The sequence below is a fragment of the Xylanibacter sp. genome (assembly GCF_057607445.1).
In genome coordinates this window covers 1-14,679 of record NZ_DBLZAX010000020.1, presented here as the reverse complement: position 1 = coordinate 14,679, position 14,679 = coordinate 1, and the positions used below count along the sequence as shown (strand labels likewise).

Annotated in this window: 9 protein-coding genes and 1 tRNA gene; 6 read left to right on the top strand and 4 right to left on the bottom strand. The window is 45.4% G+C overall.

The genetic code is table 11. The features are described 5' to 3' along the window. Positions 1 to 65 precede the first annotated feature (65 nt). The 5 genes from lpxB to ACZMIG_RS12950 all read left to right on the top strand — a co-directional run bounded on the left by lpxB (position 66) and on the right by ACZMIG_RS12950 (position 9,691). Positions 66 to 1,220 (top strand): lipid-A-disaccharide synthase, encoded by a 1,155-nt coding sequence (gene lpxB, locus ACZMIG_RS12970; protein ID WP_487889670.1) that lies wholly within the window; start codon positions 66 to 68, stop codon positions 1,218 to 1,220. A 671-nt stretch (positions 1,221 to 1,891) separates the two neighbouring features. Then, complete coding sequence (locus tag ACZMIG_RS12965) at positions 1,892 to 2,725, top strand: GLPGLI family protein (RefSeq protein ID WP_487889669.1); 834 nt, start codon at positions 1,892 to 1,894, stop codon at positions 2,723 to 2,725. Then, entirely contained in the window at positions 2,712 to 5,270 is a 2,559-nt protein-coding gene (locus tag ACZMIG_RS12960) for a carboxypeptidase-like regulatory domain-containing protein (RefSeq protein ID WP_487889668.1), read from the top strand. Before ACZMIG_RS12965 ends, ACZMIG_RS12960 begins: the two co-directional genes overlap by 14 nt. A gap of 182 nt (positions 5,271 to 5,452) precedes the next feature. Continuing rightward, complete coding sequence (locus tag ACZMIG_RS12955) at positions 5,453 to 7,210, top strand: tetratricopeptide repeat protein (protein ID WP_487889667.1); 1,758 nt, start codon at positions 5,453 to 5,455, stop codon at positions 7,208 to 7,210. Positions 7,211 to 7,546: 336 nt separating this feature from the next. After that, the gene (locus ACZMIG_RS12950; protein WP_487889666.1) at positions 7,547 to 9,691 is read left to right on the top strand and encodes an outer membrane beta-barrel protein; all 2,145 of its coding nucleotides are present in this window, start codon (positions 7,547 to 7,549) and stop codon (positions 9,689 to 9,691) included. A gap of 382 nt (positions 9,692 to 10,073) precedes the next feature. On the opposite strand, the gene ACZMIG_RS12945 is transcribed toward ACZMIG_RS12950, so the two are convergent. From ACZMIG_RS12945 to rsfS, 4 genes are all read right to left on the bottom strand, one after another. Beyond that, positions 10,074 to 10,565, bottom strand: coding sequence for a PH domain-containing protein (locus ACZMIG_RS12945; RefSeq protein WP_418874821.1), 492 nt, complete (start codon positions 10,563 to 10,565; stop codon positions 10,074 to 10,076). A 202-nt stretch (positions 10,566 to 10,767) separates the two neighbouring features. Beyond that, positions 10,768 to 11,631 carry a phosphatidate cytidylyltransferase gene (locus ACZMIG_RS12940; RefSeq protein ID WP_302698763.1) on the bottom strand — a complete coding sequence of 288 codons (864 nt, stop codon included), beginning with the start codon at positions 11,629 to 11,631 and terminating at the stop codon, positions 10,768 to 10,770. A 7-nt stretch (positions 11,632 to 11,638) separates the two neighbouring features. Next, the gene (ftsH, locus tag ACZMIG_RS12935; protein ID WP_302698765.1) at positions 11,639 to 13,702 is read right to left on the bottom strand and encodes an ATP-dependent zinc metalloprotease FtsH; all 2,064 of its coding nucleotides are present in this window, start codon (positions 13,700 to 13,702) and stop codon (positions 11,639 to 11,641) included. A 70-nt stretch (positions 13,703 to 13,772) separates the two neighbouring features. After that, the gene (gene rsfS / locus ACZMIG_RS12930) at positions 13,773 to 14,132 is read right to left on the bottom strand and encodes a ribosome silencing factor (RefSeq protein WP_021853618.1); all 360 of its coding nucleotides are present in this window, start codon (positions 14,130 to 14,132) and stop codon (positions 13,773 to 13,775) included. 249 nt (positions 14,133 to 14,381) lie between these two features. Here rsfS and ACZMIG_RS12925 point away from each other — a divergent pair. Then, positions 14,382 to 14,452, top strand: a tRNA-Gln gene (locus ACZMIG_RS12925). Positions 14,453 to 14,679 lie beyond the last annotated feature (227 nt).

Here is a 14,679-nt window from a genome sequence, read left to right as displayed (position 1 = left end):
TTGTCGGTTTTCGGCATCTGTCGTGTGCCCTGCTGTGGATTTAGAAACATCATATTTGTTTACAGATGAAATATTATCTTATTGCCGGTGAGGCGAGTGGCGACCTTCATGCGTCGCGGCTTATGCAGTCGCTCAGAAGAGTCGACGGCGAGGCTGAGTTCCGTTTCTTCGGAGGCGACCTTATGTCGGCTGCCGGAGGCATGCGTGTGCGCCACTATCGCGACTTGGCATATATGGGCTTTGTGCCTGTCCTGCTGCATCTCAGAACCATATTCAGAAACATGGCTTTCTGTAAGCGCGACATAATCGAGTGGCACCCTGATGTGGTGATATTGGTTGATTATCCAGGTTTTAATCTCGACATAGCCAAGTTTCTGCATGCCAAGACTTCAATACCTGCGTATTATTACATCTCGCCAAAGATTTGGGCATGGAAGGAGTACCGCATAAAGAACATAAAGCGTGATGTCAGCGAGCTGTTCTCCATTCTGCCTTTCGAGGTGCCCTTCTTTGAAGGCAAGCACGGCTACAAGATACACTATGTGGGCAATCCTACGGCCGACGAGGTGAGCGGATTCTTGAAGACCTACACCGATTCTTACGACGAGTTCTGCTCTAAAAACGGGCTCGACTCACGCCGTCCTGTCATTGCTTTGCTGGCCGGAAGCCGCAAGCAGGAGATAAAGGACAATCTGCCGGCCATGATAGAGGCTGCCTCGCGTTTTGCCGACAAGTATCAGCTCGTGGTGGCGGGAGCGCCGTCGATAAGTGCAGACTATTATGCCGGGTTCATATCCGGACAGCCCGTAAAGATAGTCTACGGACAGACTTACGAACTGCTCGCCCATTCGCGTGCGGCTGTTGTAACCAGCGGAACGGCCACTCTTGAGACGGCTCTGTTCAACGTGCCGCAGGTGGTGTGCTACGAAACCCCTATACCAAAGGTCATCGCCTTTCTCCGTAAGCATCTGTTGAAGGTGAAATACGTTTCGCTTGTCAATCTTATTGCCGACCGTGAGGTGGTCAGGGAGCTTGTTGCTGACACATTTTCTGTGGATAACATTGCAGCAGAACTGTCGCGTCTGCTGCCCGACGGAGCTTGTCGCAGCAGCATGATTGATGGATATGCCGAAGTGCGCAGGAGGCTCGGCGACAGAATAGCTCCCGACAATGCGGCTGAGATTATGGTGCGTCTGCTGAAGAAAGAGGTCGACGAATAGCCCGTGTGGAATATTTTGCCACGGCATTTCTGTCTTCACTAGTGCAGTTGTATGTGCTATTGAATAAAATTCTTTTATTTGCTTAAAATAACACGGCCGTTTCTGATTAAAAAGTGGCCGGTTTACGCCTCAAAAGTGGCCGAGTTTTGACCCGTAACTCGGTCACTTTTGATTTATAACTAAATGCCTTATTATTGCTTACAGTATACACTATGGCGTATGTCTGTATTGAAAAATGTTTATGTACGGAGTCTGTTTTGCTTACGATTTTTCGACTAAAAATTATCATGCCGGTTGAACGTATTGAAATTTTTACTAATTTTGTATCGGCTAATGATGAAAAACATCAACCGAAATGAAACAGATTTACAGACTTAACCCCAGATTAGACGTTATGATTTAGCCTGTATTTTTGCTTTATATTAAGTGGATTATCGTTTGATTTTTCGCAGTCATAGCGGGCTATGTCAAGAAAGGCCAGAGGAAAAGTCGCCAATAAAAGACAAAAAGACGGCTGAAAGCATGAGCATACCAAAATTATATACGGTCTAATGACTTAGGCTTAATGTGGAATGATTTGCGAACATTTTTGCGAACAGCAGATTTTTGTGCATTGTGCTAAATCGAGTAATTTTGCTTATAAAAATAATAAAATTAAACTGTTTGAACTTATGAAGAGAATTTGTGTTATACATTATTTGTCTTTATTTCTTCTTGCTTTGTGCAGTCATGTACCGTCGGCAGCTCAGTCGGACACGGCTGTCATGCGTATCAGTTATGACGCTAGGTTTAAGACTTGTGTTGAAAGACCGGCAATGAAAGACGAGATGGAACTGCTTATTGGCAATAAGTGGAGCAAGTTTTATTCTTCGGCAAACATACGACAGCAGCATGTGCTTGACAGCGTGGTGCAGGCCACGGGTGGACAACTGCAACAGGCTTTGGCTGCAAGCACACGGATGAGAGGAAGTGGAAGGCTTGGGCAGAAATATATGGTGATGAAGAATTATCCTGTTGACGGCAAACTTACTTATACACTTAGTCTGCATGGTTTTGCCCTTAAGTCTGAAGAAGATATGCCTGCTTTTGACTGGCAACTGGCCGACGGCGACTCGATAATAGCCGAGTTCCACTGCAACAAGGCAAGGACAAAGTTTCGCGGACAGACATGGACTGTGTGGTATGCGCCTGACATCGCCGTGAGCGACGGTCCATGGAAATTGTGCGGACTGCCGGGACTTATAATGAAGGCTGAAACAGACAACGGCTGTTTCTCGTTTGTATGCACGGCTGTAAGAAAGGGCAGGGGAGAAAGCATTACGATGGAAAAGACAAAATATAAATCTGTTGAGCCGAAAGAGCTGCAAAAGATTACAGAAATGGAGATTACCGATCCTGTAGGGCTGATGACGAGGCTGACGGGTCTTGCTCCGTCTGTCAGTAAGGGCAGAACAAAGCAAAGAAAGGTTACGCCGGTACTTATAGAAGACAATGACTGTGAGTGACGGCAGAACCATACGCATGGCGCTTGTCCTGTTTGCGTGGCTTTTGGCAGCAACGGCTTACGGACAGGTGGTAACGGGACGTGTTGTCAACTCGGACAACAGTCCTGTCGACAAGGCTTCTGTGTATATTAAAAACGGCAAGTCGGTAGTGGCTTATGGATTCACCGACAAGCAAGGCATGTTTGCCGTAGACAGTAAAGGCCGGCAGTGCGACACGATGGAGGTGCGCAAGATTGGTTACTCTAAACTGTCTATTGCTCTTAGGCATTACAGCAGCGACAAGGCTATAGTGCTCAGCGAGCATGCCACAGAACTTAAGGAGGTGGTTGTTAAGTCGCAGCGCATCAGACAGGAGGGTGACACGCTCAACTATCTTGTTAGCGCCTTTCGCGGCAAGCAAGACCGCACCATAGCCGACGTTATCAGAAAAATGCCAGGACTTACCGTAAATGATGACGGCTCGATAGAATATCAGGGCACGAAGATAAACAAATTCTATATTGAAGGCATGGATTTGCTTGGTGGTAAGTATGCGCAGGCGTCAGATAACATTGATGCAGGAAAGGTGAAAAAGGTGCAGGTGCTTGAACGGCATCAGCCCATACGTGCGCTGAAGGATACAAAGTTCAGCGATCAGGCAGCACTCAACATCGTGCTGACCGACAGCGCAAAAAATGTGTGGAGTCACACCTTCGACCTGTCAATGGGAGCTGCGTTGACCGACAGTCCAGACTGGCTTTATGACAATCGCATCGTCTCAATGCTGTTTTCGCGCAAGGTGCAGAGCATAAGCATGTATAAGAACAACAATACCGGTAAGAACATCGGACAGGAAGTAACGCCTATGTCGGCATATCTCGACGACTCGGCACCCGTGGACGATGGTATGCTTGGCAACATATCGCTGCCGGCACCGGCCATTGACGCCTCGCGCAGCAGATTTAACCATACTCACCTGTTTGCAACTAATTGGCTGCTGAAGACGCATGGCGGCAATGATTTGAGGATACAGCTCGACGGCATGACTGACATGACTGAACAGCGCCAGACATCCACCACGGTATATACGGCGGCAGGCGGTGCGGCCATTGTGCAGGACATATCGGCTGAGAGCCGTCACGACGCCTTGTCGGCAGAGGTGCTTTGCAGGCAGAACACCGAAAGACAGTATCTTACAAACGATGTCAGGGGATATGTCGATTTCGACCGCAGCAGCGGTTTGTCGGTATTGAACGGCGTTGAGACAAGAGAGATGGTTAAGCCGCGTCAGGGCTACATCACGGACAAACTGTCGTTTGTGCGCAACATCACCCGTCGCTATTCGTTTTCTGTCAACGCTTACCTTTCACTCAACTGGCTGCCGGGCAGTCTGCTGCTTGCCGACTCAACCATGCAGCGCCTTCGCCAGCGCAGCGTCCTTGCCGGATGTGACGCCTATTTCGGACAAAAGCTTGGTGCGTTTTATCTTAATTATAATATAGGCACAGACCTGAAGGCGCAGCATATAGGCGTAAGCCGGCAGGACGTGGATGCCGTAAGGAAGTACACCGAATGGCGCACTTTCATGAAACCGTCGCTGTCGTATAAGACCGCCATTATTAATTTTATTGCATCGGCGCCTGTTTACTGGACAAGCCGGACGTATGGCGTACAGCATAAGGACAACATTACATTTGAGCCTAATCTGTTTTTCAGAGCTATGCCAGTTTCCGATTTCGGCATAACGGCAACGTATAACTACTCGTGGAAGCCCGAAGGCTTTTTGTCAGTGCTCGATATACCTGTGTTTACCGACTATATCTCGATGACAGAAGGACAGGGTAAACTCAGCAACACATTGATGCACACGGCAAGCGCTAATATAGAATATAAGAATGTTATAAAAGGCCTGTTTGCCACTGTCGGGTATGTCTTTACCAATATGCGCAATCAGCGGCTTTACTCAATGAATGTGGACGGCAATGTGTATGAGTCGCGGGCCACTGACCTTACATCAAACAGCGTTATGCACGGATTAAACTTCCGTGTAAGCGAGAGCTGGAACGTGGCTCATCTGGTTACTACGCTGTCGGGGCGATGGCAGTGGAGTGATTATAACATGCTCTTGCAGAATGTGCTTACGCCGTTTCAGACGCAGATGGCCGGAGCCACGGCAACAGTCTCGCTCCAGCCTTGCAGCTGGTTCTCTGTCGAAGAGCAGAGTCAGTTCAGCTATGTCAGACAGGAGTGCCGTTCGGGCGCCTCGTTGCCGTCGTCGCTAAGTTCATTCAGTCACAGTCTGAAGTGCTACTTCATGCCCGGACGCTTTAACATAGAGTTAAGCAACGAGATATACCACGGCAACGATAAGGCCGTTTCGTTCACCTATTTTGCCGACTTATCAGTCTCTTATCGCACCAAACGTTATGAAGTGAGCCTGACATGCAGCAATATTTTGGGAAAGGATGAATATGAGCGCCGCCAGATAACCGACACTCAGCAGATGTACACCGTTACAAAGCTGAGGCCGCGTGAATGTATGGTGAGGGTTGAATTTAGTTTATAAAAAACGAAATAGTCCGGACTTTAAATAGTAATTAATAAAAACAAAAGAAAATGAAGAAATTATTTTTGATTTTAGCTTTGGCTATTGGTTTAGGAGCAGCTTCTCCTCAAAAAGCATCAGCGCAAGAAATATCGGCAGAATCTTTTGTTTTTATAAGTAATGAATGATATCATCTAAAACTCATGAATATATTTAACTGTATAATAATAGTGCTATGCGTGCTTATAACGGCCGGCTGTGATGCCGAACGTTCGCCTCACAATGAAATGTTGCCTGCAATAGACAGTGTAGCCGATATATCCCCGCACCGGGCCTTGGCAATGCTCGACAGCATAGTTCCGAAGATAAATGCTGCCGACAAGGCAGACCGAAACTATTATGATCTGCTGCGCATTAAGACTGAAGATAAGTTGTATGTAGCCCATACAACCGACACGCTGATGCTTCGTCTCCTTGATTATTATGAGAATGAGGGCGACAAACGGCTCCTGCCTATGGCATATTATTATGCTGGACGTGTGTATAACGACATGAACGATGACACGCGTGCCTTACCATATTTTCAGAAAACGATAGAATTGGCTGACACGGCTAGTCCGTTGAGATATAAGGCTTATTCGCAGATGGGATATATCTTTCTTTATCAAGGATTGTATTATAAAGGATTGAAGGCGTTCAGACATTCTTATTTGTATAATAAAAAAATAGAGAACAAAAAAAGTCAGGCATATTCATTGTGTGGTATGGCGTATTGTTATCAGCGTGTTAAAAATGAAAGTCAGGCAGCAGAATGTTTTGAACAGGCCTTGAACTTGTCTAAGGAAGCAAATGACAGTTTGCTTGAAACCGATATCCTTGCTCAAATAGCGAAGCATTATTATAAGCAAAGTGAATATGGTAAGGCGTTGATGTATGCTAACCGTGCGTTGAGCCGTGTTAACAGGATAAATGCCAGGGCTGTTTTGGTTATTGTTGCGAAGATATATGATAAGGTCGGCAGAACAGATGAAGCTGTGAATCTGTATGAAAAGGTTTATGATTTAGATAATGTTTATGCCAAATATGGGGCTTCAAAATGGCTTGGACATTATTATTTACGAAAAAATGATTTGATTAAGGCGGCATATTTCTTTGACAAATATGAAACATATTCAGATTCTGTCCAAAATATAATAAAGACAAAAGATGTTGCAAGAATTGATGCAGTTTATAATTATACAGAAAAGGAGAAAGAAAATATCAGGTTAAAATACGAATTGGCTGAAAATAGGTATATTGTTTATATATTTGTTTTTATGTGCATTTCGTTGATTTTTGCCTTTTTTGCTTTTATATCTCATCTAAAGAAAAAGCGTATGTCTGAGCGGATAAAATATGAGAATGAGACAAAGTATCTGAAAGAAAAGTATGAGCAAAGCAGTGCTTTTGTTGATGAAAACAAGCGTAAGATAGAAAGTCTGAATGTCCGTCTTGCCAGAGTCGTAGACTGTAACGAAAGTCTTGCAGCCGAGCTGAAGGCCAGCAGGGAACAGCTTGAGAATCAGAACAGAATAGCCAATATGCAGATTGCAAACAGAGAGCTGTCGCAAAGCAAACTCGCTAATTCTGACATATGTAGAAAGATAAGGGCTGTATTGAATGATAACACCTGCGAGAGGTGTGATAAAAAAATACCTAAAGACTATTGGCTGATGCTAGATGCCGAGGTCAACAGACATTATGCAGGTTTTAAGGATCGTTTGACAGAATTATGCAAGATAAGCGAATATGAATATCGTCTGTGTCTGTTGCTGAAAATAGGAGTAAGGCCGGCTGATATATCAATACTGACTAACAAAGAACGCAATTCGGTGTCATCAGCGCGTAAACGTTTGTATAAGAAGGCTTTCGGCAAGGATGCTGAGCCAAAGATGTGGGACGAATTTATACAATCGCTTTAGAAAAAGGAATAAATTTAGAATATTTTTGCGAAATAGTTTGCTGGTTTCATTTTTTTTTTTTTTATTTTGCGATGTCATAAATTATGATAATGATATATTAAATTTGTGAAATGACGTGCCCTTGAAAATGGCAGCTGAATATGGGCGGTAAGAATAATGTTGCCCAGATGGAGCATGCTGAAATTAAGGCACATCTGATTGATGTAAAAATAGCTGATACACCAATACATTGTAAGGTATACGGAGAGGAGCATTGTGATTACTATTGGTTTAAGACGTGCAAAGGCTCCAAGGAATATATCTGAATATATTTTGAAATAAAACTATGCTTAGCCTATGAAAAATATAAAGTTGATATTTGTCTTTTCAATGTTTTCTGCTTTAAATACGTTTGCTCAAAACGTAAATAAGTCTGATTCACTTGTGTCTGACGAGATAGACCTTCAGGAAGTAGTGGTGAGCGAGAAATTGATAAAGCGCGAAGCCGACAAATTTATAGTAGACGCAATAAGGCTGCGCAAGGGCAAAACTGACCTGCTTGACTTGCTGAGCAATGTGCCAGGTATATTGGTTACGGACAACGACATCAGAATACCGGGACGTGACGGCGTAAGGGTTATGTTTAACGGACGTATGAAAACCATTCCTGAGGGTGAACTGATCAATATACTGAAGTCGCACAGGGCGTCAAATGTGGCAAAGATAGAGGTGATAACATCGCCAGGCGCAAAGTATGATGCAGGAAGCGATTTCGGCATCATAAACATAATAACAGAAAGAGGTGCCGACTATATAGGCGGCGAAGTAGGCGACGATGTAACCTATGCCGACAAGTGGAGCAACGCAGCCCGCATGAACCTTAATTATCAGAGAAAGCGCGTTACGGCATCGCTTAATGCAAGCTGGAATTACGGCAGCGTTGCATATACTGAAAGCAATGTGAAATATTTTACAGACATGACGCGAAAGAGCCATACGGACATGGGCTGGCGAAACAACAACTATAACATTTCCGGCTCGTTGGACTTTATGATTGATTCGCTTTCAACAGTAGGCATTGAGGCTTATTATATAGATACATACAGAAATTATCCAAGCACGACCTTTGAGAACACATACGACATGGCCGGGGTGATGACAGAGGAGAGCCGCTCGCCGTCGCTTGAACTGCGTGACGGGCGAAACATGAACCTTAACTTTTATATCGACAGAAACTGGAGCAGCACCAACAGGATATCTTTCATAATGGACCTTTTTAAGTTTGATAACGACCGTGACTACAGTTTCAACTCTTACTATTATGAAAACAGCGTGCAGACAGACAGCGTTGACTATCTTCGCAATCAGGTGGGCGCGCATCTTAAGGGACTGAGCTTTGCGCTCGACTATTCAACTCTGTTGCCCTGGAACATCAAGCTTTATGCAGGAATAAAGGCGTCTCTCACAGAGACGAGAAACTCCTCGCTATATGACTATTCCACACTTCCTGTGCAAAATGACGACTTTACATATTCGGAAGACATCTATGCCGGATATCTGTCGCTCAACAAGTCATTGGGACACTTCGACATGGTGCTCGGCGGAAGATATGAACTTACGCATACAAAGTCGGAAAACGGCAACGGGACATTGGCAACAGACAACTACGGCAGACTGTTTCCGACTGTGAATGTGATGTACAGGTCGGGCAACGGGTCAACCTTTGGCGTCAGCATTTTCAGCGGAATAAGACGTCCGGGCATACAGGTGGTCAATCCGTTTACGGCTTATCTGAGTGCCAACTCAACAGCCCAGGGCAACCCTACAATAAAGCCAAACTACTGGTATGGAGTAAGATTTTCCAACAACATAGTGCTTTGCAGCGGACTTGAACTCGGGCTGGAGCTGAGGGCTGCAAAGGAGTTTGACTGTATAGGACAGGTTACACAGATGAATGCTGCCGACGGCTCTTCGAACACGCAATGGCAGAATGCTTACGACAAGGAAGGCTGCGGAGTGGACCTTAGTCTCTATTTCACAAAGCTCTCATGGCTGAGGGCTTATGTCTTTGGAGAGTTGTTTTATTGTAAAACCACTGCCGACAGCCGTTATAGCTTGAGCAGCGAGCATGTTCTCAAGGCTTTTGCCATGGGCGACTTGAGGTTTATTTTCGACAGACGCCGTAATCTTACAGGATATGTTACCGCCACTTATTCGGGGAAAGACAAAAATGTGGTTCATACCGTTGATGGAAGATTCTCAATGAGTTGCGGTATGGCTTATTCGTGTTTTAAAGGACGCCTTAATATGAAGTTGGGAGTCAGCAACTTGTTTGCAGGAAATGTTAAGGGTGTAAGTATTTCAAACAACGGAATGAGCATGCATTTCAACAACGACTATTCGCCTTTGTCTGTAACTTTGGGCTTCTCGTATAGTTTCGGCAAGGAGATACGCAGCAAGAGAAAGACCTACAGCAACAGCGACATAAAGAGCCGATTCTGATATAATGGACGGTTATTGACCGTAATGCCTGTGCCGTAACAAAATACTCTCTCTGATGGCGTTGATGACAACCGGCTAATGCGGCTGCATCACAGGATTCAATAACCCCGAATCTGTTTATTAGGATTCAGTCTGAAAGCATGAATGCACAAAATGGATAAAGCGATGTGCGGTCTAATGGCTGATTTTGGGTAAACATAAAGTTCTTTCCAAATGCTTTTATGAGGCATACGGAAGGGACTTTATGTATTGCGTAAATAAAGAGCTTATTTGTGTGAAATCTGTAAAAGTCTATATGGGATGATAACGAATCTTATATGAATGCCGTCTTTGTAATGCTGTCTAATATTTTTGTTTGCGGATAAATTTCATTCACATCTTTTCAGTTCCGGATATTGCTGCGTACCTGTTCTATAACTTTGTCGCTGTTTTCGCAGCTGAAAACATATTTCTTGCCGGAATTTAATACTACGAGAAATGCCTCGGAGAAGTCGCCTACATATTCGTAGTGTCTGCCTATGTCATTATTGGTGAACAGGCCAATGCTTCCGAACAGACCGCCACTTCCGAACAGGCGGAGTCCGCTTTGGTCGTATGGTCTTATTTCCTTGATGTCTTCGAGTGGTATTATTATTTTTCCTACAACTTTGTGCATTATGAGCGAAGTGTCGTTAAGCTCTATTGACTTTGGCGAAATGAGGTAGACATAGAGAATCGTAAATGCCATTATGGCGATTACGATGGCATAATAAACGGCATCTTCAGGATGTCCGATTGCCGTATAAAGGCATAGACCTATTGCTCCGATGATTATTACTGCGCACAAAATGGTTATAACTGTAAATGTCTTTTCTCTGTTTACTTTGTGTTTCATGGCTTGTTATGTTTTTGTTGTTTGTAGATGTGACTTTTCTTACAGATGTTTTGTATGGAGAGTCTGTCGTATTCTGTATTTTATGGCATGCAGTTGTGAGCATTAATATGTGTTTTTCAAATTAAAACCGGCGTCATCCTTCCATGTCAGATGAAAGCATGACGCCGGTTTATGTTTATATCGCAACTGATTTGTCAGCTAATCAGAACAGCGTCAGTGAGTAAAGATATATAACGGCAGCAGGCATGGCCATGAGCAACGAGTCGAAACGGTCGAGCATTCCGCCGTGACCGGGCAGAATGTTGCCGCTGTCCTTTACGCCAAGGGTGCGCTTGAAGAGTGACTCAACAAGGTCGCCCCATGTGCCGAATACAACTACAACAAGACCAAGGCCCATCCACTGCGGTATGGTAAGTCCTGATGTGTTGCCGTTCTGTGCGTCGAGATATCCTATCAGCCATGCCACGGCCAGAACGATGATGGCGCCGCCTATGGAGCCTTCCCAACTCTTGCCGGGCGATACGCGCGGAAACAGCTTATGTTTGCCGAAGAGCGAGCCGCTGCAGTATGCGCCGGTGTCGTTGGCCCAGAGGAATATGAACACGCAGAGCGGTATCATATAGTTGTAGGCAACATTGCCGTCGGGAGTGGCATTGAATGCGAGCACGTTGATGGTAGAGAAGGGCAGGGCGATGTACATCTGTCCGAGCATGGTGTAAGCCCAGTCGTTTATCGCGTTCTCCGTCTTCATGTAAAGCTCGCTGATGAAGAGATATACTATTGTAAGCAGATATGGTATGAACACGGCACCGCTCTGAATCATTCCGCTGCAGAAGCCTCCTACGGCAAGAAAGAAATATACACCGGCAACAGTGCTTATAAAGCGGTTTACCTGTACGCCCTTTACTTCGTTCACCAGTCCGCAGTATTCCCATATCGTCAGTCCTGTTACGAGAGCAAACAGAAACTCCATGGCGATGGGTCTCATGAAGCATACCACGATGGCTGCCACAAAGAACACGCCCGTGATGCTTCTTACAATAAGGTTCTTCATCTTGTCACTCATATCTCATCTATTTTGTTTCTTGAGAATTGTCATTGCCGTCAGAAATGCCGGTTTCAGCATTGCTTTCAGATGCCGGTTCCTGATTTACGGCGTTGTTGTCAGTCTCGCTGTTTTCGGGCAGAGCCTTGTCGCTTTCGCCTTCAGCCTTAGAGTCTTTTCCCTCTTCCTCCATAATCTCTTCAGAGCGGCTAACCCACGGACGCTTGCCGAATATTGTCTCAACGTCTTCAGCAAATATCACCTCGCGCTCAAGCAGCATTTCGGCCAGCTTGTTGTGGCCATCCTTGTGCTCCGTAAGGATCTTCTTCGCGCGGTCGTATTGCTCGTTGATCATCTTCAGAACCTCGTCGTCCATTATCTTGGCGGTTGTCTCTGAGTAAGGACGCTGGAAGTTATACTCGTTGTTGTTATAGTAGCAGATGTTGGGCAACTTGTCGCTCATACCTGCGTAAGCTATCATGCCGTAAGCACTCTTTGTAACGCGCTCAAGGTCGTTCATAGCTCCTGTTGATATGTGGCCTGTGAACAGCTCTTCGGCAGCACGTCCGCCAAGTGTGGCGCACATCTCGTCGAGCATCTCCTCCTTTGTCGTTATCTGTCTTTCCTCAGGCATATACCATGCTGCACCGAGCGCTCTTCCGCGCGGAACGATAGACACCTTTACCAGCGGGTTGGCGTGCTCGAGGAACCATGATATCGTGGCATGTCCTGCCTCGTGCAGTGCGATGGTGCGGCGCTCGCCCTGGGTCATAACCTTGGTCTTCTTCTCCAGACCGCCGATAATACGGTCTACGGCATCGAGGAAGTCCTGCTTGCCGACGAACTTTTTGTCGTGGCGGGCTGCTATCAGCGCAGCCTCATTACATACGTTGGCTATGTCGGCACCAGAGAATCCCGGAGTCTGACGTGCAAGCATGTCAATCTCTACAGACGGGTCGGTCTTTACAGGTCTTAGGTGAACCTTAAATATCTCCTTACGCTCATTGAGGTCGGGCAGGTCTACATTGATCTGACGGTCGAAACGTCCGGCACGCAGCAGTGCTGAGTCGAGCATGTCGGCACGGTTGGTGGCTGCAAGGATGATTACGCCGCTGTTGGTGCCGAATCCGTCCATCTCTGTCAGTAGGGCGTTGAGCGTGTTCTCGCGTTCATCGTTTCCTCCCATTGCCGGATTTTTGCTTCTTGCACGTCCCACGGCATCAATTTCGTCGATGAATATGATACATGGCGATTTCTCTTTTGCCTGGCGGAACAGGTCGCGCACGCGGCTTGCTCCGACGCCCACGAACATTTCTACGAAGTCAGAACCGCTCATAGAGAAGAACGGAACTCCGGCCTCGCCTGCAACAGCCTTTGCCAAAAGAGTCTTACCGGTTCCCGGAGGACCTACGAGCAGTGCGCCTTTAGGAATCTTACCTCCAAGGTCGGTATATTTCTTTGGATTTTTCAGGAACTCAACAATCTCCTGCACCTCCTGCTTGGCACCGGCCTGTCCGGCAACATCTTTAAATGTGATGTTAATCTCGGCTCCTTTTTCATACATCTTTGCCTTGCTCTTGCCTACGTTGAACACGCCTCCGGCGTTGCCTCCGCCTCCGCCCATGCGGCGCATGAAGAACAGCCAGATGAACACAAAGAATAAAATAGGTGCAATGTTGAAAAGAATGGTGAGCAGGTCGCTCCCTTTCTTGTTCTCGTAGTTAAGGTTGCCCTTAAACTTGCCGGCCTGACGCTCCGCATCGACAAAGCTTTCAACCTTGTCGGCGCTTCCGAACTCGCTGGTTACAAAAGGAGTCTTGCCCACTTCTTTCGTTCCAGCCTTAAACACGTCGCGTATGTGCTCGGCCTTAACATACATCTTCAAGGTGCTTTCGTCCTTGTTGAGCACAATCTCCGAGGCATAGCCTTTTGTGACGTATGCCCTGAACTCATCGTAAGACACCTTCTTGCTTGCGCTTCCGCCGATAGAGTCTCCTCCCATGAGGTAGACGCTTATGAGGCCGATTATCACAAGCATGTAAATCCAGCTCATGCTGAATTTGGGCATCTTGTTGTTTTTATCTTGCTCCATGTTGTTTCTGTTAATTTGTTCGTCTAAACTAACTTAAATATGTTTTTGAAAATTTTTTGGGTAAATCCAATCAGTCTAAATCAGGTATCCGGGTCTGTTTTGCGTCTTCCCAAAGATTTTCCAGATTGTAATATTCGCGCACTTCGGGCAGGAATATATGAACCATTACGTCTGTATAGTCCATTGCCACCCACTGGGCATTGTTGAGTCCTACAACGTGAACCGGCTTTTCTCCGGCGTGAACCCGGGCAAATTCTTCAACAGAGTCTGTTATCGCCTCTACCTGCGAAGGCGAATTGCCCTGACATATTATAAAATAATGACAAATTGTGCCTTCAATGCCGCTCAGGTCGATTATGTTAATGTTTGACCCTTTCTTCTCTTGAATACCTTTAGTTATTGTCTCAACTAAATTTTTTGTTTGTTCCATTAATAAAATAAGGTGTTATTTATTTTCTGAATTTTTTTATCTCTGAGGAAAAAGAATTTTCATTCTGTTTTTACCCCTAAAAATGTATTTTATTTTATGCAAAGGTACACTGATTTATCGTAATTCGGGTAAAAAAACGTATTATTTTGAGATTTTTTAGAAAAAAGTCGGTAAAAATGTTGTCAGTTAAAAAAAAATGCGTACCTTTGCAATCGCAATCAGGAAACAAAACGATTGCAGACATAAAATTGGGATATGGTGTAATGGTAACACTACAGATTCTGGTCCTGTCATTCCTGGTTCGAGTCCGGGTATCCCAACAAAAAGATGCAGCCTAAGGGTTGCATCTTTTTTATGTAACAACAGTAAGGTGTCTTGTCGGGCGAGTTTGTGGCCGGATAATATTGGCACTGAAAATTTTTCCGGGTCACACTTTTAAAGTTATATTGGCTCACCCGATAAATAGTGGGGAAAGAAAATATTACGCATAAATTTTAGTCAGCCTAAAGAGGAAGAATGGTATGTCAATAACTCCTCGGAGCAATGC